Origin of the sequence: Mumia spirodelae (genome assembly GCF_050632745.1) — a bacterium.
In the GTDB taxonomy this organism is placed as follows: domain Bacteria; phylum Actinomycetota; class Actinomycetes; order Propionibacteriales; family Nocardioidaceae; genus Mumia.
On the sequence record NZ_JBODSD010000001.1, the window covers coordinates 1,006,568 to 1,026,956 of the forward strand.

General features: G+C 72.3%; 21 protein-coding genes. 13 read left to right on the forward strand and 8 right to left on the reverse strand.

Annotation, left to right across the window (positions count from 1 at the left end; genetic code table 11):
- Positions 1 to 123: 123 nt before the first annotated feature.
- A complete protein-coding gene (locus ACQSSQ_RS04940) occupies positions 124 to 1,143 on the reverse strand; it encodes an alpha/beta hydrolase family protein (protein WP_431325919.1) in 1,020 nt (339 codons plus the stop codon).
- Between the two features lie 141 nt (positions 1,144 to 1,284).
- On the opposite strand from ACQSSQ_RS04940, the gene ACQSSQ_RS04945 reads away from it, so the two are divergent.
- The 4 genes from ACQSSQ_RS04945 to ACQSSQ_RS04960 are packed head-to-tail and all read left to right on the forward strand — an operon-like array spanning position 1,285 to position 6,779.
- The gene (locus ACQSSQ_RS04945) at positions 1,285 to 3,393 is read left to right on the forward strand and encodes a hydantoinase/oxoprolinase family protein (RefSeq protein ID WP_431325920.1); all 2,109 of its coding nucleotides are present in this window, start codon (positions 1,285 to 1,287) and stop codon (positions 3,391 to 3,393) included.
- Positions 3,390 to 5,321 carry a hydantoinase B/oxoprolinase family protein gene (locus ACQSSQ_RS04950; RefSeq protein WP_431325921.1) on the forward strand — a complete coding sequence of 644 codons (1,932 nt, stop codon included), beginning with the start codon at positions 3,390 to 3,392 and terminating at the stop codon, positions 5,319 to 5,321. Before ACQSSQ_RS04945 ends, ACQSSQ_RS04950 begins: the two co-directional genes overlap by 4 nt.
- On the forward strand, positions 5,318 to 6,112 hold the full coding sequence (locus tag ACQSSQ_RS04955; RefSeq protein ID WP_431325922.1) for an SDR family oxidoreductase: 795 nt from the start codon (positions 5,318 to 5,320) through the stop codon (positions 6,110 to 6,112). Before ACQSSQ_RS04950 ends, ACQSSQ_RS04955 begins: the two co-directional genes overlap by 4 nt.
- 28 nt (positions 6,113 to 6,140) lie before the next feature.
- The gene (locus ACQSSQ_RS04960; RefSeq protein WP_431325923.1) at positions 6,141 to 6,779 is read left to right on the forward strand and encodes a LysE family translocator; all 639 of its coding nucleotides are present in this window, start codon (positions 6,141 to 6,143) and stop codon (positions 6,777 to 6,779) included.
- A 9-nt stretch (positions 6,780 to 6,788) separates the two neighbouring features.
- On the opposite strand, the gene ACQSSQ_RS04965 is transcribed toward ACQSSQ_RS04960, so the two are convergent.
- Positions 6,789 to 7,094, reverse strand: a complete 306-nt coding sequence (locus ACQSSQ_RS04965) for a DUF4333 domain-containing protein (RefSeq protein WP_431325924.1) — start codon at positions 7,092 to 7,094, stop codon at positions 6,789 to 6,791.
- A gap of 120 nt (positions 7,095 to 7,214) precedes the next feature.
- Here ACQSSQ_RS04965 and ACQSSQ_RS04970 point away from each other — a divergent pair, with 120 nt between their 5' ends.
- The 3 genes from ACQSSQ_RS04970 (at position 7,215) to bar (ending at position 9,835) form a co-directional block, all read left to right on the forward strand.
- Positions 7,215 to 7,652: a hypothetical protein gene (locus ACQSSQ_RS04970; RefSeq protein WP_431325925.1), complete on the forward strand. Its 438-nt coding sequence runs from the start codon at positions 7,215 to 7,217 to the stop codon at positions 7,650 to 7,652.
- A gap of 62 nt (positions 7,653 to 7,714) precedes the next feature.
- On the forward strand, positions 7,715 to 8,680 hold the full coding sequence (locus tag ACQSSQ_RS04975) for a carbamate kinase (protein ID WP_431325926.1): 966 nt from the start codon (positions 7,715 to 7,717) through the stop codon (positions 8,678 to 8,680).
- Positions 8,681 to 8,728: 48 nt separating this feature from the next.
- Entirely contained in the window at positions 8,729 to 9,835 is a 1,107-nt protein-coding gene (bar, locus tag ACQSSQ_RS04980; RefSeq protein ID WP_431325927.1) for a barbiturase, read from the forward strand.
- A 69-nt stretch (positions 9,836 to 9,904) separates the two neighbouring features.
- On the opposite strand, the gene ACQSSQ_RS04985 is transcribed toward bar, so the two are convergent.
- From ACQSSQ_RS04985 to ACQSSQ_RS04995, 3 genes are read right to left on the reverse strand one after another with little or no spacing between them, the layout of a single operon-like run.
- Positions 9,905 to 10,225 carry a DUF4333 domain-containing protein gene (locus ACQSSQ_RS04985; RefSeq protein WP_431325928.1) on the reverse strand — a complete coding sequence of 107 codons (321 nt, stop codon included), beginning with the start codon at positions 10,223 to 10,225 and terminating at the stop codon, positions 9,905 to 9,907.
- A gap of 27 nt (positions 10,226 to 10,252) precedes the next feature.
- Positions 10,253 to 11,131 carry an alpha/beta fold hydrolase gene (locus ACQSSQ_RS04990; RefSeq protein WP_431325929.1) on the reverse strand — a complete coding sequence of 293 codons (879 nt, stop codon included), beginning with the start codon at positions 11,129 to 11,131 and terminating at the stop codon, positions 10,253 to 10,255.
- Positions 11,128 to 11,886, reverse strand: coding sequence for an SDR family NAD(P)-dependent oxidoreductase (locus tag ACQSSQ_RS04995; RefSeq protein WP_431325930.1), 759 nt, complete (start codon positions 11,884 to 11,886; stop codon positions 11,128 to 11,130). Before ACQSSQ_RS04995 ends, ACQSSQ_RS04990 begins: the two co-directional genes overlap by 4 nt.
- A gap of 35 nt (positions 11,887 to 11,921) precedes the next feature.
- Here ACQSSQ_RS04995 and ACQSSQ_RS05000 point away from each other — a divergent pair, with 35 nt between their 5' ends.
- Entirely contained in the window at positions 11,922 to 12,710 is a 789-nt protein-coding gene (locus tag ACQSSQ_RS05000) for a ParA family protein (RefSeq protein ID WP_431325931.1), read from the forward strand.
- A gap of 48 nt (positions 12,711 to 12,758) precedes the next feature.
- Positions 12,759 to 13,544 carry a L,D-transpeptidase gene (locus ACQSSQ_RS05005; RefSeq protein WP_431325932.1) on the forward strand — a complete coding sequence of 262 codons (786 nt, stop codon included), beginning with the start codon at positions 12,759 to 12,761 and terminating at the stop codon, positions 13,542 to 13,544.
- 78 nt (positions 13,545 to 13,622) lie between these two features.
- On the opposite strand, the gene ACQSSQ_RS05010 is transcribed toward ACQSSQ_RS05005, so the two are convergent.
- Positions 13,623 to 15,065, reverse strand: a complete 1,443-nt coding sequence (locus ACQSSQ_RS05010; RefSeq protein ID WP_431325933.1) for a DEAD/DEAH box helicase — start codon at positions 15,063 to 15,065, stop codon at positions 13,623 to 13,625.
- 320 nt (positions 15,066 to 15,385) lie between these two features.
- On the opposite strand from ACQSSQ_RS05010, the gene ACQSSQ_RS05015 reads away from it, so the two are divergent.
- Entirely contained in the window at positions 15,386 to 16,117 is a 732-nt protein-coding gene (locus ACQSSQ_RS05015) for a ferritin-like fold-containing protein (protein WP_431325934.1), read from the forward strand.
- A gap of 68 nt (positions 16,118 to 16,185) precedes the next feature.
- Here the strand turns inward: ACQSSQ_RS05015 and ACQSSQ_RS05020 are convergent, their stop codons facing one another.
- Positions 16,186 to 16,434: a DUF3107 domain-containing protein gene (locus ACQSSQ_RS05020; RefSeq protein ID WP_431325935.1), complete on the reverse strand. Its 249-nt coding sequence runs from the start codon at positions 16,432 to 16,434 to the stop codon at positions 16,186 to 16,188.
- Positions 16,435 to 16,565: 131 nt separating this feature from the next.
- Complete coding sequence (locus ACQSSQ_RS05025) at positions 16,566 to 17,204, reverse strand: TetR/AcrR family transcriptional regulator (RefSeq protein ID WP_431325936.1); 639 nt, start codon at positions 17,202 to 17,204, stop codon at positions 16,566 to 16,568.
- 251 nt (positions 17,205 to 17,455) lie between these two features.
- Here ACQSSQ_RS05025 and moeZ point away from each other — a divergent pair, with 251 nt between their 5' ends.
- The 3 genes from moeZ (at position 17,456) to ACQSSQ_RS05040 (ending at position 20,378) form a co-directional block, all read left to right on the forward strand.
- Positions 17,456 to 18,631, forward strand: a complete 1,176-nt coding sequence (moeZ, locus tag ACQSSQ_RS05030; RefSeq protein ID WP_431325937.1) for an adenylyltransferase/sulfurtransferase MoeZ — start codon at positions 17,456 to 17,458, stop codon at positions 18,629 to 18,631.
- Positions 18,632 to 18,891: 260 nt separating this feature from the next.
- Positions 18,892 to 19,851, forward strand: a complete 960-nt coding sequence (locus ACQSSQ_RS05035) for a type IV toxin-antitoxin system AbiEi family antitoxin domain-containing protein (protein ID WP_431325938.1) — start codon at positions 18,892 to 18,894, stop codon at positions 19,849 to 19,851.
- A 176-nt stretch (positions 19,852 to 20,027) separates the two neighbouring features.
- Positions 20,028 to 20,378, forward strand: coding sequence for an MGMT family protein (locus ACQSSQ_RS05040; RefSeq protein ID WP_431325939.1), 351 nt, complete (start codon positions 20,028 to 20,030; stop codon positions 20,376 to 20,378).
- The last annotated feature ends 11 nt before the right edge of the window (positions 20,379 to 20,389 follow it).

Genomic DNA, 20,389 nt, shown 5'->3' on the forward strand with positions numbered 1-20,389 from the left:
TCCTGGGGGTCGTTGTGACGTGCGTCACGGGACCGTACCTGAATCCGCATTCAAGTTTCAAGAGCGGCCGCTCTGACGCGCCGCGCGCACCCGTCCCGCCGACGCCCCGCAGGAGCCGCCGCGTCAGACGTGCGTGTCGAGGAACGCCACCGTCCGCTGCATCGCCAGCTCCCACGCGGGATCACCGAAGCGGTGGCTCTGGCCGGCGTACCAGTGCATGTCGACGTCCTTGCCGGCCGCCCGCAGCGCGGCCACCGACGCGTGCGTCCACGCCGGCGGGCAGGTGAGGTCGACCGTGCCGTGGTGGATCTGCACCGGCTCCGTGATCCGGTCGAAGAAGCGGCGTGGGGAGAGGTCCTGCCACGCCGCCGCGTCCGGGTCCGGGCTGCCGTACGACGCCTCGACCGCGGCGCGGCTCTGCGCGCGGGTCGCGGCCGGGCGCGTGAGGATCTCGACGTCGTCCACGGCGGACGAGCTCATCGGCGACAGGAGGACGGCCGCCTTCACGAGCCCGGGCCGGGTGACCAGCACGTTGTACGCGATGCCGCCGCCCATCGACCGTCCGATCAGCCCGATCCGCGCGGGGTCGACCGCGTCGAACCCGGCACGGCGCAGCGCGACGACCGCGTTCACGACGTCGACCGTGTAGCCCGTCCGCAGCGTCGCGTCGTTGTCCGCGTCGTGGTCGGACGCGGCGTGGTTGCGGTAGTCGGTGATCAGGACGACGTAGCCCGACCGTGCGAGGCGGTCCTGGAGCTCAGTCATGCTGTTGCCGCTCCGGTAGGTCCGCGGGTCCTGGTAGCCGTGCGCCAGCACGACCGCGGGCAGCTCGACGGCGCCGTGCGGGACGTGCATCAGCCCCGAGATCCGCAGGTCCTCGGAGCGGTAGGTGATCGCGTACGTCGTGTAGGCGTCGTTGTCCGCGACCACGCGCTCGCGACGGAGGTCGCTCCCGTGGTCCGGCTGCCGCATCAGCGTCGGCAGGGTGTCGTCGTGGCGCACCGGCGGCAGCGGCGGCAGTCCGTGCGCGGACGTGCTGTCGCCCTCCGCTCCGGCGGCCGAGAGGGCGGACTGGGGTGCCACCGAGCACCCGGAGAGAAGGGCCGCGATCGCGATCACGGCGGGCAGGGTCGTACGGCGCACCGGACAATGATGGCGGGTGCCTCCGGCGGGTCTGTCAGGTAGTGCCAAGGTTCGACGAGGGGGTCCGGCGACGTTCGCCGTGGGGGTCGCGGACGGGGTGCGTTGGAATCGAAGGCAGCACCCACCCACGCGAGGAGCACCATGACGTTTCGGATCGGGATCGACACCGGTGGCACCTTCACCGACGTGGTCGCCTTCGACGAGAGCAGCGGCACGCTGGTCACCACGAAGACACCTTCGACACCCTCCGACCCGGCCGAGGGCTTCCTCGCCGGCATCGACAAGGTGCTCGCGATCGCCGGTGACGACGCCCCGGTCGGCAGCGACGAGATCGCGGCCGTCTCGCACGGCACGACCGTCGCGACCAACCAGCTCCTCGAGGGGAAGGTCGAGCGGCTCGGCTTCATCACCAACACCGGCTACGAGGCCGTGCTCGAGATCGCGCGCCAGTCGGTCCCGGACGGCTACGGCAACTCCTACTTCTGGGTCAAGCCCGACCGCATCGTGCCGCGCGACCTGGTGAAGGGCGTTGCCGGCCGGATGGCCTGGAGCGGCGAGGAGATCCGACCCTTCGACACCGAGGGCGCTCGCGAGGTCGCGCGCTGGTTCCGCGACCAGGGCATCGACACGCTGGGCGTGTGCTTCCTGCACAGCTACGCCAACCCCGCGCACGAGGAGGCGATGCGGGCCGTCATCGCCGAGGAGCACCCGGACGCCGTGGTGTCGATCTCGTCGGAGGTGCTGCGCGAGTACCGCGAGTACGAGCGGTCGATGACCACGCTGGTCGACGCCGCGGTCAAGCCGAAGGTCTCGGCGTACGTCCGGCGCATCGCGCGCCGCCTGGAGGAGTACACCGACGGCGGCGTCCCGTTCTACGTGATGAAGTCCAACGGCGGCGTCCTGTCCGCAGGGGAGGTCGTGCACCAGCCGATCACCACCGTCCTGTCCGGGCCTGCGGCCGGCGCCCTCGGTGCGGCGCTGATCGCGTCCGTCGCCGGGTTCGACCGCGTCCTCACCTGCGACGGCGGCGGCACCTCGACCGACGTGTCCGTGGTCGTCGACGGCGAGCCGACCCTCACGACCGAGGGCAGCGTGGGCGTCTACCCGAGCAAGATCCCGATGATCGACGTCGTCACGGTCGGTGCCGGGGGTGGCTCGATCGCCTGGCTGTCGCCCGAGGGAACGCTCAAGGTCGGTCCGCAGTCGGCCGGGGCCGATCCCGGCCCGCTCTGCTACGCCAAGGGCGGCTCGGACGTCACGATCACCGACGCGCACGTCGTGCTGGGCCGCATCCCTCCGCACCTGCTCGGCGGCGAGATCCCGCTCGACGTGGACGCCGCCCGCAAGGGGCTGGAGACGCTGGCGGGCGAGCTCGGGCTGAGCCTCGAGGAGGCGGCGACGGGCGTGCTCGAGATCTCCGCCTGGAACCAGGCCAACGCCCTGCGTCAGATCACCGTCAAGCGCGGGCTCGACGTACGCGACTTCACCCTGACGACCTTCGGCGGCTCCGGCTCGCTGCTGCTGTGCCGGCTGATGGACGTGCTCGGCATCCCGACGGTCCTGGTCCCGCCCAACCCGGGCAACGTCTCGGCGTTCGGGCTGCTGACCGTCGACGTCAAGAACGACTACGTCCAGACCGCCGTGCGCCTCGCCTCCGAGCTGGACCCGGCCGAGGTGGAGCGTCTGTACGACGGTCTCGCCGAGCGCGCCGCGGCGGCGCTGGAGACCGAGGGCTTCGGCCCCGACGACCAGCGCTTCGTCCGCACCGCCGACGTCCGCTACTTCGGCCAGGCGTTCGAGGTGCGGGTGCCGGTCCCGGAGGGCGCGGTCGACGCCGACGTGCTGGCCGCGGTCGCGGACACCTTCCACGCCGAGCACCGCGCGCTCTACGGCTACGACTTCGCCGGCGACGACAGCCAGCAGGTCGAGTGGGTCAACCTGCGGGTGTCCGGCATCGGGCCGATCCAGCGGCCGTCCATCCGCCGGCACGAGCCGGCCCCGGACGCCGGCGACCCGACCGCGCGCACCCGCCGCGCCGTCTGCTTCGACGCGGCCGAGGGGTACGTCGACACGGGCGTGTACGACCGCGCGACCCTGCAGCCGGGCCAGGCCGTCCACGGACCCGCCGTGATCGAGGAGTACGGCTCCACCGTCCCCATCCATCCCGGGTTCGTGGCGCGCATCGACCCCTACCTGAACGTGATCGTCACCCGAGAGGGCCACGCCAACCGAGAGGGAAGCCCCGCATGACCGAGTCCCGTCTCGCCCCCACCCAGTTCCCGTTCGGCACGCTGACCGACGACGCCGGCCGCGGCGCGGACCCCGTCCTGGTCGAGATCGTCCAGGGCAGCCTCGCCTCGATCGAGCACGAGGTGGAGACCGCGATCGCCCGGACCTCCCGCTCGCCGATGATCCGTGACGCGCACGACTTCCGCGCCGGGATCCACGACCGGCTCCTGCGCAAGCTGACCGGCCGGTCCTACTCGGCGCTCGTGCACCCGGTCGCCCGCGACTTCCCGATCGAGGAGATGAAGCCCGGCGACGTCTTCTTCCACAACGACGTCTACCAGTCGGAGGGCGGCATCGGGCACCTGCCGGACCTCTGCGTCACCGTCCCGGTGTTCTCCCACGTCGACGGCGCCGAGCGCGTGGTCGGGTTCATCCAGGCGTTCGGCCACCACGACGACATCGGCGGAGCGGTGCCGGGCTCGATGCCGAGCGCGGCGACGAGCGTGTACGAGGAGGGGCTCATGGTCCCGCCGATCAAGCTCTGGGACGCCGGCGTCCCCAACCGCGCCGCGCTGTCGATCATGACCCGCAACTCCCGCATGCCGGAGTCGCTGGCGGCCGACCTCGACGCCGAGTGCTCGGCGTGCCTGATGGGTGCGCGGCGCCTCGGGGAGCTCTTCGACCGGTACGGCGTGGAGACCGTGGAGGCGTGCTTCGACGCGATCATCGACCGCACCACCGAGACCTACCGCCGCGAGATCCTCGCCAAGATCCCGGTCGGCACCTGGGTCTGGGAGGACTACGCCGAGCACGACGGCGTCGACGAGCCGATGCTGCACACGCAGCGCATCACGCTCACCCGCACCGGGCCCGAGGACCCCGACGGCGAGCGCGTGATCCTCGACTTCGCCGGCACGTCCCCGCAGGCCAAGGGCCCGATCAACCACTGCGGCGACTACTCCGACGGCGTCTTCCTCAAGAAGTGGCTGGCGCCGATCCTGCGCAACCTGGCCGACACCCCGGAGCGGATGGCCGAGCTCGACGTCAACGAGGGCGTGGTGCCGCTGATCGAGATGCGCTTCCCGCCCAAGGGCACGCTCCTCACGCCGGAGTTCCCGGCGCCGACGAACGCGCGTACGTTCGTGATCCTGCGCCTCCTCGGCGTCCTCGCGGGGGTGCTGGCCAAGGCGGTGGACGGGCGGATGCCCGCGGACCAGGAGACGATCCGCTACACCGGCGTCTACGGCACCGACCTGGCCGGCCGTCCGTACCTCATGCGCGAGGTCCTCGGCGGCGGGTCCGGTGGCCGCTACTACGCCGACGGCGAGGACACGATCCACGTCGTCCCGGACTCGCGCAACCTGCCCACCGAGTTCACCGAGTCGCGGTTCCCGTTCGTCGTGGAGTCGCTGTCGGTGGCCCGCGACTCCGGCGGGCCGGGTCAGTTCCGCGGCGGTCTCGGCTACGAGAAGCACCTGCGGATGCTCGCCGACGCGCACTTCATGTCGATCGCGGACCGGTCGATCCTCGCGTGCTGGGGAGTCAACGGGGGTCTGGCGGGACGGCCGTTCGAGGTCGTCGTGGACCCCGGCGGCCCGAACGAGCGCACAGTCGACGCCCTCGCGGACGCCGAGCCCGTCCGCGCCGGCGAGACCATCCGGATCCGGACCACGGGTGGCGGCGGCTGGGGCGACCCGCTCGACCGCGACCCCGAGCTCGTCGTCCGCGACGTGCGGTGGGTGAAGGTGTCCCCGGACGGTGCGCGCGACGACTACGGCGTCGTGCTGACCGGCAGCGGTGACGACCTCGGCTACGACGCCGACGCGACGGCCGCGCTGCGGGCGGAGCGGGTCGCCGAGCGCGGGGAGGGCGAGGTCTTCTTCGACCGCGGCCCGGGCTACGCGCAGCTCGCGGACGGCGCCTCCCACGCCGCCGTCGACGTCCGGTGACCCCTGGCCCCGTCGCCGTCGTCGGCGCGTCGGGCAAGACCGGCACCCACGTCGTGGAGGCGCTCGCCTCGCGCGGGGTGCCGGTCCGCCCGCTCGGCCGCGCCGAGCTCGCCGATCCGGTCGCCGCGTTCACCGGCGCGGGGGCGGCGTACCTGATCGCGCCGAACCTCCATCCCGACGAGCCCGCGCTGGTCGGCGGCTGGCTCGACGCGCTGCGTACGGCGGGGGTGCCCCGCCTCGCCTACCACTCCGTCGCCTGGCCGTACGCCCCCGCGATGCCGCACCACCTCGCGAAGGCGCAGACCGAGGACCTCGTCCGCCGCAGCGGGCTGGCCTGGACCGTCCTGCAGCCGTGCGCGTACGTCCAGAACCTCCTGCCGGGCCTCGCCGCAGAGTCGCCTGCGGTCCGCGTCCCGTACGCGGTCGACAGGCCGTTCGGTCTCGTGGACCTCGCCGACGTGGGGGAGGCGGCGGCCGTCGTGCTGACCGAGGACGGCCACGTCGGTGCGACGTACGAGCTCGGGGGGCCGACGCTCGTCAGCCTCGCCGACGTCGCGGACGCGGCCTCGACCGTTCTCGGGGAGCCGGTCGTCGCCGAGCGCCTGGACCCCGGCACGTGGGCCGCCGGCCCTGGCGCGGCGATGGATCCGCGCGAGCGCGACTGGCTCCTGGCGATGTTCGCGTTCTACGACGCGTACGGGCTCCCGACCGGCGGGGTGCCGCTGCGGGCGCTGCTCGGGCGCTCACCCCACGACGTGGCGACCGTCTTGCGTCGCGAGCACGGCGTCTGACGCCGACCCCGCGGCGTACCATCGCGTCATGGTTCCCGCCCACGACGTCCTCGCCTTTGCGATCGCGTCCACGCTCCTGATCCTCATCCCGGGTCCGAGCGTGCTCTTCACGATCAGCCGCGCCATGGTGCTCGGGCGACGTGCCGCGCTCGTCAACGTCGTGGGCAACGCCACCGGCGTCGCCGTGCAGATCGTGGCGGTGGCCGCAGGTCTCGGCGCGCTGGTCGCGCAGTCGGTCGCCGCCTACACGGTCGTGAAGTGGGTCGGCGCGGCGTACATCGTCTACCTCGGCATCCAGGCCATCCGGCACCGTCGCGCCGGCGACGACACGGTCGGCGTGGTGCCGACGGTGACGAGGACGTCGCGCGTCTACCGGGAGGGGTTCGTCGTCGGGCTCACCAATCCCAAGACGATCGTCTTCCTGGTCGCGGTGCTCCCGCAGTTCGTCGCCCGCGAGCTCGGGGCCGTCCCGGTGCAGATGCTCGTGCTCGGGGCCGTCTTCATCGCGATCGCGCTGTGCATCGACAGCCTGTGGGCGCTGGGGGCCGGTGCAGCGCGCGACTGGTTCGCCCGCTCGCCCAGCCGGATGCACCGGCTGCGGGGCATCGGCGGGACGATCATGCTCGGCCTCGGCGTCAGCATCGCGGTCGGCGGCCGGCCGGACTGAGCCTCAGGGTCAGTCCTGCTCGTCGTCGAGCGCGAAGTCGAGCTTCGCGACGCCGTTCTTCAGGCTGACGACGCGCACGGTCATCGAGTACTTCTTGTCGCTGCCGTTGGGATCGGACAGCGTGCAGTGCATCGACGCGCCCTGGCGCGACTCGAGGTCGTCCGGGCAGTCGACGACAGGCGCGATCCCGATCTGCTTGCCCATCTCCTCCGACGCCTTCTCCTCGACGGACTTCTCGGTCATCGGCGCGTGCCCGCAACCGGCGAGAAGCACCAGTGCGAGCGGCACCAGCACGAGGGGGCGGAGTTTCAGCATGCGCACAGGGTACGGCGTGCCGATCGGGCGTCTCACCGGGCTCGTGCAAAAGCGAGACCGATGCCTAGTCTTGCTAGGTATCGTCGTCCCGTTCGTCCGTGTCGTCGAAGGGGATCCACCATGCGCAGCACCCGCACCACGTGGCTGGGAGGCCTGCTGATCGGACTCGTCCTCGGGTGCCTCGCTCGGGGCGTGATGCGCCTCGTGGTGGTCGTCGAGGACGCCGATCCGGCCTTCAGCTGGGTCGGCTCGGCGCTGATCGTGAGCCTCTTCGTCCTCGCGGCCGTCGGCGCCACCCTGGCGGGACGGCTGCGGGCACCGCTCCTGGTCCGGCTGGTGGTGGCGGCCCTCTTCGCCGCGCCCGTGACGTTCTTCGGGATCGGGATCGGGGCGCAGGAGATCGCGTGGGCGACGGAGGGGGAGACCGGCGGGGTGGTCGGCGTCGTCATCGCGCTTGCGGGCCTGATCGGCGTGATCGCGCTCGCGTCGGTCGTCGTCCCGTGGCGGTGGGCGGCGGCCCGTCGGCCGCGCGCCGTAGGCAAGTCTGCACGGCCCTGACGCACTTCGTTGGCGATCATCGCCAATGCCGGGCGCGGTCGTGCGCCCCTAGATTCGAACGCATGCGCCTCGTCATCGCCCTCGGCGGCAACGCCATGACCTCGCCGGACGGCTCTGCCCGCCCTGAGGACCAGCGGGCCGCGATCGTGGAGGCGGTACGCAGCATCGCCGACCTGGTCGAGGCGGGGCACGAGATCGTCCTGACCCACGGCAACGGCCCGCAGGTCGGCAACCTGCTGCTCAAGAACGAGCTCGCCGCCGACGTCGTCCCGCCCGTGCCGCTCGACTGGTGCGTCGCCCAGACGCAGGCCACGATCGGACGCCTCGTGCTCGACGCGCTGGACGACGAGCTCGCCCGGCGCGGGCACGAGTCCCGCACCGCGGTGCTCGTCACCCGCACGCTCGTCGATCGCGACGACCCCGGATTCCTCGTCCCGACCAAGCCGATCGGCCGCTACGCCAGCGGTGAGGAGGCCGCGGCGATGCGCGCCCACGGCCAGCACTGGGTCGAGGTGCCCGGGCGCGGCTGGCGGCGGGTCGTCGCCTCGCCGGAGCCGCGCGCGATCCTCGAGGTGTCCACCGCCCGCGCCCTGCTGGCGGACGGCTTCGTCGTCGTCTGCGCCGGCGGCGGAGGCATCCCGACGGTCCGCGAGTCGGATGCGTACGTCGGGGTGGAGGCCGTGATCGACAAGGACCTGACCGCGGCCCTGCTCGCCGACCAGATCGACGCCGACGTGCTCGTGATCGCGACCGACGTCGAGGCGGCCGTCATCGGCTTCGGCACTCCGCAGGCCGAGCCCATCGGCGAGGTCGGGGTCTCCGAGATCCGCCGGCTCGCCTCCACCGGTGCCTTCGGTGCCGGCTCCATGGGCCCCAAGGTCGACGCCGTGGCCCGGTTCGCCGCGCACACGGGTCGCACCGGCGTCATCACCTCCCTGCACCACATCGACGACGCGGTCGCCGGACGCACCGGCACCCGTGTCGGTCCCGACCCGGTCGACGCCCAGGCGCCACAGCCGACGGCCTGACCGCCGTACGACCTCACCACACCCGTACCCCAACCCGAGAGGATGGCCATGCCAGCAGCGATCGAAGTCCGCAAGGTCCCGATCCACTCCGTCGCCGACGCCAGCGAGCTCGAGAAGCTGATCGCCGACGGCGTGCTCGAGGCCGACCGCGTCATCGCGATCATCGGCAAGACCGAGGGCAACGGCGGCGTGAACGACTACACGCGCATCATCGCCGACCGCGCGTTCCGCGAGGTGCTCGTCGCCCAGGGGTCGCGCTCGCCCGAGGAGGTCAAGGAGATCCCGATCGTCTGGTCGGGCGGCACCGACGGCGTCATCAGCCCGCACGCGACGATCTTCGCGACCCTGCCCGAGGGAGCGGTCGAGCCGACCGACGAGCCTCGCCTGAGCGTCGGCTTCGCGATGAGCGACGTGCTGCTCCCCGAGGACATCGGACGCACCGCCATGGTGGAGAAGGTCGCCGCCGCGGTGAAGGTCGCGATGGAGCGCGCGGGGATCACCGACGCCGCCGACGTGCACTACGTCCAGACCAAGACGCCGCTGCTCACGATCGACACGATCCGCGACGCCAAGTCCCGCGGCAAGACCGTGTGGACCGAGGACACGCTCGCGTCGATGGACCTCTCCAACGGCACCACCGCGCTCGGCATCGCCGTCGCGCTCGGCGAGATCGAGATGCCCACCGACGAGGACGTCCTGAAGGACCGCGAGCTCTACTCGTCGGTCGCCTCGTGCTCCTCGGGCGTCGAGCTCGACCGCGCGCAGGTGGTCGTCGTGGGCAACGTCCGCGGGATCGGTGGCCGCTACCGGATCGGTCACGCCGTCATGGACGACGCTCTCGATGCCGACGGCATCTGGGACGCGATCCGCTCGGCGGGGCTGGACCTGCCCGAGCGGCCGCGCACGAGCGACCTCGAGGACCGGCTCGTCAACGTCTTCCTCAAGTGCGAGGCCAGCCAGGACGGCATGGTGCGCGGGCGCCGCAACGCGATGCTCGACGACTCCGACGTCCACTGGCACCGTCAGATCAAGGCCGCGGTCGGCGGTGTCACCTCCGCGGTGACCGGCGATCCCGCGGTGTTCGTGTCGGTGTCGGCGGCCCACCAGGGTCCCGACGGCGGCGGGCCGGTCGCGGCCATCGTCGACGCCGGCTGAGAGCGCGGGCGGCGTGGCCGATGGGGGTGGGTCACGCCGTCCGCTTGGTCCCGGCCAGGGACCGTACGGTCAGTCGAGCGGTGTCTCGTCGACCTTGAAGTCCATGTTGACCGTCGATCCGTCGACCGACGCGGCCGTCACCGTGACGCCGTACGCGGTGTCGTCGCCGTCGACGGTCAGCTCGCAGCGCACCGTCGCACCCTTCTCGGCCTCGAGGTCGTCGGGGCAGCTGATGTTCGGCGTCGTGCCGACCTGCGCGCCGAGCGCCTGCTCCGCCTTCTCCTCGACCTCGGACGCCTTGACGGCGCCACCGCCGCATCCGGCGACGAGCAGGGCGACGGTGGACAGCAGCATCGCCGTACGGGCGGCGGGGCGTGGGTTCCTCAGCATGAGGGGGACGCTACCGGTCGCGGAGGGTCACACCCCGAGCCGCTCCCACGTCCGCAGCAGGAACGCCGCCGTCGCCTCGGGGGCGTCCGCGGCGGGGGAGTGCCCGCTCCCGGCGATGACCTCGACCTCCGTGCCGAGGCGCTCGGCCATCCGGTCCTGGATCGCGTGCGGCCAGGCGTCGTCGTCCACGCCGCGTCCGACCGCCACGGGGACGTCGGTCGCCGCGAGGGCGTCCACCTGGTCCGGTGCGTCCACCAGGTGCTGCGCGATCGCGCACAGCGACTCGGGCGCGCTCGCGAGGAACCGCGAGCGCAGGAAGGCGCGCAGGTTCGGGGACACGTCCAGGTCCGCGTTCTGCGTCTCGAAGACCGCCTCGAGCCCCACGGCGGGCACCGCCGCCACGAACGCGGCCAGCCGCCGCGGCGTGGCGTCGGGGTCGTCGGCCAGCGCGGCCACGTCCGGGTGGGCGAACCCTGCCGGACCGGAGCAGAGCAGCGTGAGGCTCCGCCAGGCCGACGCGTCGTCGAGCACCGCGTGCTGCGCGACCAGGCCGCCGAAGGAGTGCCCGACCAGGTGCGAGCGGCCGTGCGGCGCCAGCGCCTCCTGCAGGGCCAGCGCGTCGGCGGCGAAGCCGCGTACGGAGTAGTCGTCGTCGGGCTTCCCGGCCGTCTCGTACTGACCCCGCTGGTCGTACGCCGTCGCGTGCCACCCCGCCTGCGCGAGCAGGGGCAGCACGAACGCGTAGTCCTCCTTGCTGCCCGTCCATCCCGGGACGAGCAGGACGTGGCCCCGGCGGGTCGTCCCGCTGGGCACCGGCGCGTCGAGGACGGCGAACGTGCCGCGCGGGGTCGTGACGGTCCGCGGCGTCAAGGCGTCGTACGCGGTCCGCGTGCGTGAGGTGCTCATTCGGCGATCTTCCTGCCCTTCTTCGCGATCGCGGCGACCAGGCCGGCCGGCGCGTACCGTGCGACCGTCCCGAGCACCTTGTAGCGCACGGTCGGGATCGAGATCGGCTTGCCCTTGTCCAGGTCTGCCAGCGCCCCGCGGACCTGCGTCTCGGCGCTGGTCCACATCCACCGGGGGACGTCGCTGGGGTCGACGCCCATCCGCTGGTGGAACTCGGTGCGGACGAAGCCCGGGCAGAGGACGGTCGTCACCACGCCCTCGCGGGCGTACTGGATGTTCATCCACTGGCTCAGGTTGACGATCCACGCCTTGTGCGCGGAGTAGGTGCCGCGGGGCGTGAACGCGGCGACGCTCGCGACGTTGAGGATCCGGCCCGAGCCGCGCGGCCGCATCACCTCCAGGGCAGCCGCCATCAGGTCCATCGGCGCCTTCACCATGAGGTCGAGCTGGGAGTCCTCGGCCGCGACGTCGGTGTCGCCGAAGAACCTCCCGATCGACGACCCCGCGTTGTTGACCAGCAGGTCGATGCGCAGCTCGCGGATCGCGTCGGCGACCCGCGCGACACCCTCGCGGGTGGAGAGGTCGGCCGGGACGACGTGGACCGTACGCCCGAGCGCGCGCAGCTCCTTGGCGAGCGACTCGAGGCGCTGCTCGTCCCGCGCCACGAGGACGAGGTCGTCGCCGCGCCGTGCGAGCTCGCGCGCGAAGGCGAGCCCGATCCCGGACGTGGCGCCCGTCACTACTGCCAGAGACATGGGCAGATCCTCGCAGATCGTGAAGAATGGCCGCCGTGACCCCTCACACCTCGGACACCCCGAGCGGCCCCCGCATCCTCGCGGTGGCCAACCAGAAGGGCGGCGTCGCCAAGACGACGACGGTCGCCTCGCTGGGGGCCGCGCTCGCGCAGCGGGGTCGGCAGGTCCTGCTGGTGGACCTGGACCCGCAGTCGAGCCTCACGTTCTCGCTGGGCGTCGACCCCGAGGAGCTCGACATCTCGATCCGCGAGGTCCTGCTCGGCGAGAAGGCGCCGCAGGACGTGATCGTGGTGACCGACGAGGCGGTGCACCTCCTTCCCGCGACGATCGAGCTCGCGCAGGCCGAGGAGACGCTCGCCTCGATGACCGGACGAGAGCAGCGGCTGCGGGTCGCGCTGGAGCAGGTCGCGGACGACTACGACTGGATCCTGCTCGACTGCCCGCCGTCGCTCGGCGTGCTGACCGCGGCAGCGCTCACCGCCGCTACGGACCTCCTCGTCCCGCTGCAGTGCGAGACGCTCGCGCACCGCGGCGTGGGGCAGCTGCTCGACACCGTGCACGACGTCCGGACGTACACCAACCCCGACCTCACTGTGCTCGGCGTGCTGCCGACGGCGTACGACGGGCGCACCCGTCACGCCCGCGCGGTGCTCGAGGCGATCACCGAGTCGTACGGTCTCGAGGTGGTCGAACCACCCATCCCGCGGACGGTCCGCTTCGCCGAGGCGCCGGCGTACGGGCGGTCGATCCTGCGCACGGCGGCGAGCCACCGAGGTGCGCTCGCGTACCGCGAGGTCGCCGACAGGCTGCTCGCCGGCGACTAGTCCGAACCCGCCGTCGACGCGGACGTCCCCGACCCGTACGCTGACGCCGTGACCACGCGCCGTGATCGTTCCGTGACCTCGTCCGGACGTCACAGCGCACGTGCTCCTCGCCGCCGTCGCTGGCCGCGCTGGACGGCCGCCGTCGTGGTCGCGGGACTGGCGACGAGCGCCTTCGTGCTCCGCGACGACCTCACGCCCTCGGTGCAGCTCGACGCGTTCGTGAAGTCGGCCGACGCGGCGCCGCTGGCCGACGGCGAGGCGCCCGCGATCTACCCGCCCGCAGCCCCGGCGGTGATCGACGCGCAGGAGGCCCGGCCGGACGACGGCGCGACCACGCCGACGCCGGCGGTCACGCCGAGCCCGACGCCCACACCGTCGCCGACGCCGACGCCCGACGTCTCCGCCGCGGCGGGTCGTGCGTCGGACGCGCCGCTGCCGGCACGCTCCGGGCAGGGGCGGCGCATCGTGTTCTCGATGAGCGAGCAGCGCGTCTGGCTGGTGCGTACGGGCGGCCAGGTCGCGCGGACGTACGCGGTGTCGGGGAGCAAGGAGGACAACCTCGGCCCCGGCACGTACGAGGTCTACTCGCGCTCGCGGCATGCGACCTCGTACGACCTCGGCAGCACCATGGAGTACTTCGTGCGCTTCACCCGCGGGCAGAACGCCCCGATCGGGTTCCACACGATCCCCGTCGACGCCGAGGGCGACCCGCTGCAGACCCGCAAGCAGCTCGGGACGCCGCTGTCGTCGGGCTGCGTGCGGCAGCACCGGGCGGACGCGATCGCGCTGTGGGAGTTCGCCCCGGTCGGGACGACCGTGGTGGTCGTCGCCTGAGGCGACCCTCCGGACATGCGATTCGGCCGACCCCGGGCGCCTGACGCCGGGGATCGGCCGAATCGATCGTTCTGGTGACTACTCGGCGTCGCCGGAGCCGGCCGGAGCGGCGGCCGCGCCCTGGGCGTCCTCCGAGCCGCCCGAGGGACGGCGACGGCGGCGACGGCGACGGCGGGGTGCACCCTCGCCGCTGGTGCCGTCCGTGCTGGTGCCCTCGGTGGTCTCGGCGCCGGCGGCCGGCGCATCGGTCGCGGGTGCCTCCGCGCCCTCGCCCGCCGGGGCGACGGGCTCGCCACCGCGCGTACGGCGGCGGTTGCGGTTGCGACGGGGACGGTCGCCCTCGTTGCGGTCACCGCGCTCGCCGCGCGACCGCTCGGGCTTCGGCGCCGGCGGGGCCGGGGGCGCGATGCGGCCGGTCACGTCGTGCGGGATGCCGAGGTCGTGGAAGAAGTGCTCCGACGTCGAGTAGGTCTCGGCCGGCTCGTCGAACGGCAGGCCGAGGTCGCGGTTGATCGTCTTCCAGCGCGCCACGTCCGCCCAGTCGACGAGCGTGATCGCGTTGCCGCTCTTGCCGGCGCGGCCCGTACGGCCGATCCGGTGGACGTAGGTGCTCGCGTCCTCCGGGCAGCTGTAGTTGATCACGTGCGTCACGTCGGCGACGTCGATGCCGCGCGCGGCCACGTCGGTCGCGACCAGCGCGTCGACCTTGCCCTCGCGGAACTTCGCCATCGCCTTCTCGCGCGCGACCTGCGCCATGTCACCGTGCAGCGGTGCGGCGTTGAAGCCGCGCTCGGCGAGGTCGTCGGCGAGGCGCTGCGCGGCGCGCTTGGTGCGGGTGAAGACCACGGCGCGGCCGAAGTCCTCGGCCTGCATGATGCGGGCGACGATCTCGGGCTTGTCGAGGTCGTGCGCCTGGTAGACGAACTGCGCGGTCGCCGGCACCGTCGCCGAGTCCGTGCTGGACTCCGCGCGGATGTTGACCGGGTGGCGCATGTGCGTACGGGCGAGTGCGACGATCGCGCCCGGCATCGTGGCCGAGAACAGCATCGTCTGGCGCAGCTCGGGCGTGCGGGCGATGAGTGCCTCGACGTCGGGGAGGAACCCGAGGTCGAGCATCTCGTCGGCCTCGTCGAGGACGAGCGCCTTCACGTGGGAGAGGTCGAGCGCCCTGCGCTTGGCCAGGTCCAGCAGACGCCCCGGGGTGCCGATGACGATCTCGACGCCGGCCTCGAGCGCGTCGAGCTGCGGCTCGTACGGGACACCGCCGTAGACGGTGAGGACCCGCGTGCCGCGCTTGGCGGACGCTGCGGAGACGTCGGCCGAGACCTGGAGCGCGAGCTCGCGGGTCGGGGCGACGATGAGCGCCTGCGGCTTGCCGGGCGCGCTGAGCATCTCGAACTCCGGGTCGTGCGGCGCGATCGAGCGCTGGACGACGGGGATGGCGAAGGCGAGGGTCTTGCCCGTACCGGTACGGGCCTGTCCGATCAGGTCGTTCCCCAGCAGTGCGATGGGGAGCGTCATCTCCTGGATCGGGAATGCGTCGGTGATGCCCTGGGTCTCGAGGGCTTCGGCGATCTCAGGGAGAACGCCCAGGTCTTTGAACGTGGTCAGGGGTCTTCTCGATTTCTTGTCGATCGTGCCGCGCGTCGTTGGCGGCTTGGTCTCCTGAGGTCGCGCGCGACGGTGCGTCGGGTGGTCCGACGTCCCGCTCGGCGGCGACCGCGCGGCCCGGCGACAGAGGTCCGAGAGGCCTTGATCCATGCCTGGGCGTTACTACTCTATCGCGCAAGCCTGAGGACACGGGCACGGCTCGGCGGAGCGGAGGTGGCTAGTCTTCGACCATGGCCGACTCCACGCCCCCCGACGACACCCCTTCCGCGCCTGCTCCGGACGTCACGCTCCCCGTCGACGACCCGACCTACCGCGAGGGCGTGATCGAGCTCCTCGGGGTGATCGCGTACGGCGAGCTGTCCGCCTTCGAGCGGCTCGCGGAGGACGCCACACTCGCTCCGACGCTGCGCGACAAGGCCGAGCTGGCGCAGATGGCCAACGTCGAGCTCGGCCACTTCCTCGGGCTGCGCGACCGCCTGCAGGCGCTCGGCGTGGACCCGTACGCGGCGATGGAGCCGTTCGAGGACACCTTCATCCGCTTCCACGCCAAGACTGCGCCGGCCGACTGGCTCGAGGGACTCGTGAAGGCGTTCGTCGGGGACGGGCTGGCGGCCGACTTCTACCGCGAGATCGCGGCGTACCTGGACGTGGACACCCGCGCGCTGGTGCTGGAGAGCCTGGCCGGGACGGGCGACTCGCAGTTCGTGGTGGCGCGGGTGCGCGGGGCGATCGAGGCCGACCCGAAGGTCGCGGGGCGTCTCGCGCTGTGGGGTCGCCGGCTGATGGGGGAGGCGCTGAGCCAGGCCCAGCTGGTCGCGGCCGAGCACGACGGTCTGACGGCGGTGCTGGTCGGCGGGTCCGGTCGGGGCGCGGGGATGGACCTGGCCGCGATCGGGCGGATGTTCGCCCGGATGACGGAGAACCACGCGGCGCGGATGGCCGAGCTCGGCTTGGACTCCTGAGCCCGGCCGCTCCGTTGGTCGAGTAGCCGGCGAGCCCGTAGGCGAGCCGGCGTATCGAGACCCGGCCTCTAGGACTCCCCGAAGCCGACCCGGCGCCCGGCGTCGCCGGAGAACTCGAGGTAGCTGATCTTGTCCACGGGCACGACCACGCTGCGGCCGCGGTCGTCGCTCAGCGCGAGCAGCCCGTCCCCGGCACTGGCGTCCTTGAAAGCCTGCAGGATCGCGTCCTGGGTCGCGGTGGTCTCCAGCGACAGCTCTCGGGGGCTGTGCTGCACGCCGATCCGTACGTCCACGTCGTGGCCTCTCTTCTGTGTCACTGTCGCCTCCACCGGGACGGGAGGCAGGTTCACGCTATCTCGCCGTGCGGCGCGGGTTCACGCGCGTTCGCTGCACGCGTACGGCGACCACCGTCGTACGGGCGTCGTCGCGGCGCCCGCGCCCGGCTGCCTCAGTTGCTCTCGGGCTCGTCGGTGCGGGGGAACCCGCCGATGCCGCGCCACGACAGCGCGCTGACCATCGCGACCGCCTCGTCCTTGGAGAGCGCCGAGCCCTGGTCGAGCCAGTAGCGGGCGCCGACGTGCGCCATCCCGACGAGGCTGACCGCGAGCAGCTCCGCGGCGATCGCCGGGAGGCCGGTGTCGTCGTGGATGACCGCCGCGACCGCCTCCGCGGTCTCGGTGTTGACGCGGTCGACGCGGCGGCGCACCTCGGGCTCGTTGGTGATGTCGGACTCGAAGACGAGCCGGAACGCGGCCTGGTCGCTCGCGACGTAGCTGTAGAACACGTCGATCGTCGCCTGGACGCGCTCCTTGTTGTCCTCGGTCGAGGCGAGCGCGTCGCGGACCGCATCCACCACCGTGTCGCAGGCGGAGTCGAGCAGCGCGAGGTAGAGCTCGAGCTTGCCCGGGAAGTGCTGGTAGAGGACCGGCTTGCTCACCCCGGCCCGCTCGGCGATGTCGTCCATCGCCGCGGCGTGGTAGCCGTTGTCGACGAAGATCTCGCGGGCCGCCTCGAGGAGCTGGGCTCGGCGGGCGCTGCGAGGAAGACGTCCGCCGCGGGGGCGGGGAGCGGTCGTGGTGTCGGTCACGTGCCCGATGGTATCCCGGACCCTACTCGCGGGTACGCCAGGCGCGTCGGTCAACAGGGGACGTACCGGGCAATCGGCGCGTGGCGGGGCATGAGCGTCCGCAAGGCAAGACGGGTGTCCGGTCCTCGGGACGCGCGAGGCATCATGGACGACGGAGAGCCCCGGGAACACCGCGCCGCCGCACGGTGTTGACGACAGCAGCGGGGCACCCACCCCGTACAGACTGCAACGCACCCGACCGAGGAGACGTCGTGGCACTAGCACCCCTGGTCGAGCCCGCCGACGAGCTGACCGTCGACGAGGTTCGCCGCTACAGCCGGCACCTGATCATCCCCGACGTCGGGATGGCGGGCCAGAAGCGGCTGAAGAACGCCAAGGTCCTCGTGATCGGCGCCGGCGGCCTCGGCAGCCCTGCGCTGCTCTACCTCGCCGCGGCGGGCGTGGGCACGCTCGGCATCATCGACTTCGACACCGTCGACGAGTCCAACCTGCAGCGCCAGGTGATCCACGGCCAGAGCGACGTGGGCAAGTCCAAGGCCCTGTCGGCCAAGGAGTCCGTCGCCGAGATCAACCCGTACGTCGACGTGATCCTCCACGAGGAGCGCCTCGACGTCGACAACGTGCTGCAGATCTTCGCCGGGTACGACCTGATCCTCGACGGCACCGACAACTTCGCCACCCGCTACCTCGTCAACGACGCGGCCGTGATCCTCGGCAAGCCGTACGTGTGGGGCTCGATCTACCGCTTCGAGGGCCAGGTGTCGGTCTTCTGGGCGCAGGAGGGTCCGCAGTACCGCGACCTCTACCCCGAGCCCCCGCCGCCGGGCATGGTCCCCTCGTGCGCCGAGGGCGGCGTGCTCGGCGTGCTGTGCGCGTCGATCGGCTCGGTCATGGTCAACGAGGCCATCAAGCTGATCACCGGCATCGGCGACCCGCTGATCGGCCGTCTGCTCGTGTTCGACGCGCTCGAGATGCGCTGGACCGAGCTCAAGATCCGCCGCGACCCCAACGGCGAGCCGCCGACGGCGCTGCTCGAGGACTACGAGGCGTTCTGCGGCGTGCTGTCCGACGAGGCCGCGGACGCCGCCGCCGACTCGACGATCTCGGTGACGACGCTGGCGAGCATGCTCAAGGAGCGCGAGGAGGGGACCCGCGACTTCGTCCTGGTGGACGTGCGCGAGCCCAACGAGTACGAGATCAACAAGATCCCGGGCTCGATCCTCATCCCCAAGGGCGACTTCCTCTCCGGCAACGCGCTCGAGAAGCTGCCGCAGGACAAGCAGGTCGTGCTGCAGTGCAAGTCGGGCGCCCGCTCCGCCGAGGTCCTTGCGATCGTCAAGGGCGCGGGGCTCGAGGACGCGGTCCACGTCGGTGGTGGCGTGGTCGCGTGGGTGAACCAGATCGATCCCTCGCAGCCGTCGTACTGACGCCTCTGCGCTGACGCCCCGGCGCCGTCCGTACGACGGTCGCCGGGGCGTTCTGCGTCCGGCGGCGCGCCGTCGGCGTCCCGCGCCGGTTGGCCCGCGCCGTTGGGGTACCCCAGCGAAGCGTCACTGACCCCACCGTGCACAGTCGGGTCAGTGGGGCTTCGCTCGGGTACCCCTGCCGACGCGGCACGGGCGGTTGTCCACAGGCTCCGGAACCGGCCCTTCCGTGCGCACTCGCCGGCCCGCCAGAGTTCTCCGGCATGGACGAGCTGCGAATCCTTGCCGAAGCCCGTGGCGGCTGCTTCACCACGGCCGACGCGAAGAGTGTCGGTGTCGGGGGGCACGCCCTCAGCGCTGCGGTGGAGCATCGGGACCTCATCCACCTCCGACGCAGCGGGTACGCGTTCGCCGACACCTACCTCACGCTGAGTCACGAGCAGCGCTTCCTCGTACGCGCGCGGCTGGAGGTTGATCTCAACCCTGGCCGCGTCGCCCTCTCGCACCGGTCGGCCGCACTCGAGCACGGCCTCCCGCTCGTCGACTACGACCTGCGGCTCGCCGACATCGCCCGTCTCGACGGGCAGTCCGGCCGAAAGACGTCGACCGCTCGCCACCACGAGACGGTCGAGGCACGCGAGCTCGTCGAGGTCGACGGACGCCCCGTCAGCGCGTTGCCGTGGGCCGTCTGGGAGGTCGGAACCTGCGGAGGGCCGGCCAGCGCGCTCGTGGTCGTCGACGCGGCCCTGCACAGCGGCAAGACGGACCTGGACGAGCTGACGCGCGTCGGTGAGCACTTCGCCCACGTGAAGGGATCCCCGGCGGTACGGACGGCGCTCGCGCTCGCCGATCCCAAGGCCGAGTCGCCGGGGGAGTCGCTCACGCGCTGGCTCTGCCACCTCTTCACGCTGCCGATGCCGGAGTCGCAGGTCGACGTGCTCGATGCGAACGGCAGGCTGATCGGCCGCGTCGACTTCGCCTGGGAGGAGTTCCGCCACGTCGTGGAGTTCGACGGCAAGATCAAGTACGGGCGCGGCTTCGACCCGAGGAAGTCGCCTGAGCAGATCGTGATGGACGAGCGCGCCCGCGAGGCCGCGATCCGCCGTCAGCGTTGGGGGATCACGCGCCTGATCTGGTCGCAGGTGCATCCGCCGTCCGAGGCGACGGCGCGCCACCTCCTCGAGGAGATGACCTGGTCGCGTCGGCGCTACCTCGGGCGATGACCGCTGGCCAGCGACCGCCCGCAGGAGTCGTCGCCACACGCCCGCTCCGTTGGGGTACCCGAGCGAACCACGACGGACCCGAGCGTGCACGGTGGGGTCGGTGCCGCTTCGCTCGGGTACCCCAACGTGGCGAGCGCGGCAGAACGCCGGCGCCCCGCGCGTGGGATCGTGGGCGCGTGAGCGGCACGGAGGACGAGGCGCTGGACCCCGACGTGTACGTCGAGGCCGTCCTGCAGATCGCCGAGCAGGTCCCGCCGGGGCACGTGGTCTCGTACGGTCAGGTGGCCGCGGCGCTCGAGCGCGGAGGCCCGCGGCAGGTGGGCAAGGTGATGGCGACGTACGGCGCCGCGGTCCCGTGGTGGCGCGTGATCCGGGCCGACGGGACGCTGCCCGAGCACCTGCGTGGACGCGCCCGCGAGCACTACCTCGAGGAGGGCACGCCGCTGCGCAGCCGGCTCGACCAGGAGGTGCGCGTCGACATGCGCGCCGCGGCGTACGAGGTCCACGGAACTGTCGGCCCGCTCTGATCGAATAGGAG

Coding starts and splice junctions, on each gene's coding strand:
- ACQSSQ_RS05015 (WP_431325934.1), top strand. CDS start 15,386: ATGGCCGACTCCACGCCCCCCGACGACACCCCTTCCGCGCCTGCTCCG.
- ACQSSQ_RS04950 (WP_431325921.1), top strand. CDS start 3,390: ATGACCGAGTCCCGTCTCGCCCCCACCCAGTTCCCGTTCGGCACGCTG.
- ACQSSQ_RS04995 (WP_431325930.1), bottom strand. CDS start 11,886: ATGTCTCTGGCAGTAGTGACGGGCGCCACGTCCGGGATCGGGCTCGCC.
- ACQSSQ_RS04990 (WP_431325929.1), bottom strand. CDS start 11,131: ATGAGCACCTCACGCACGCGGACCGCGTACGACGCCTTGACGCCGCGG.
- ACQSSQ_RS04985 (WP_431325928.1), bottom strand. CDS start 10,225: ATGCTGAGGAACCCACGCCCCGCCGCCCGTACGGCGATGCTGCTGTCC.
- ACQSSQ_RS04975 (WP_431325926.1), top strand. CDS start 7,715: ATGCGCCTCGTCATCGCCCTCGGCGGCAACGCCATGACCTCGCCGGAC.
- ACQSSQ_RS05010 (WP_431325933.1), bottom strand. CDS start 15,065: ATGACGCTCCCCATCGCACTGCTGGGGAACGACCTGATCGGACAGGCC.
- ACQSSQ_RS05035 (WP_431325938.1), top strand. CDS start 18,892: ATGGACGAGCTGCGAATCCTTGCCGAAGCCCGTGGCGGCTGCTTCACC.
- ACQSSQ_RS04970 (WP_431325925.1), top strand. CDS start 7,215: ATGCGCAGCACCCGCACCACGTGGCTGGGAGGCCTGCTGATCGGACTC.
- bar (WP_431325927.1), top strand. CDS start 8,729: ATGCCAGCAGCGATCGAAGTCCGCAAGGTCCCGATCCACTCCGTCGCC.
- ACQSSQ_RS04945 (WP_431325920.1), top strand. CDS start 1,285: ATGACGTTTCGGATCGGGATCGACACCGGTGGCACCTTCACCGACGTG.
- ACQSSQ_RS04965 (WP_431325924.1), bottom strand. CDS start 7,094: ATGCTGAAACTCCGCCCCCTCGTGCTGGTGCCGCTCGCACTGGTGCTT.
- ACQSSQ_RS04960 (WP_431325923.1), top strand. CDS start 6,141: ATGGTTCCCGCCCACGACGTCCTCGCCTTTGCGATCGCGTCCACGCTC.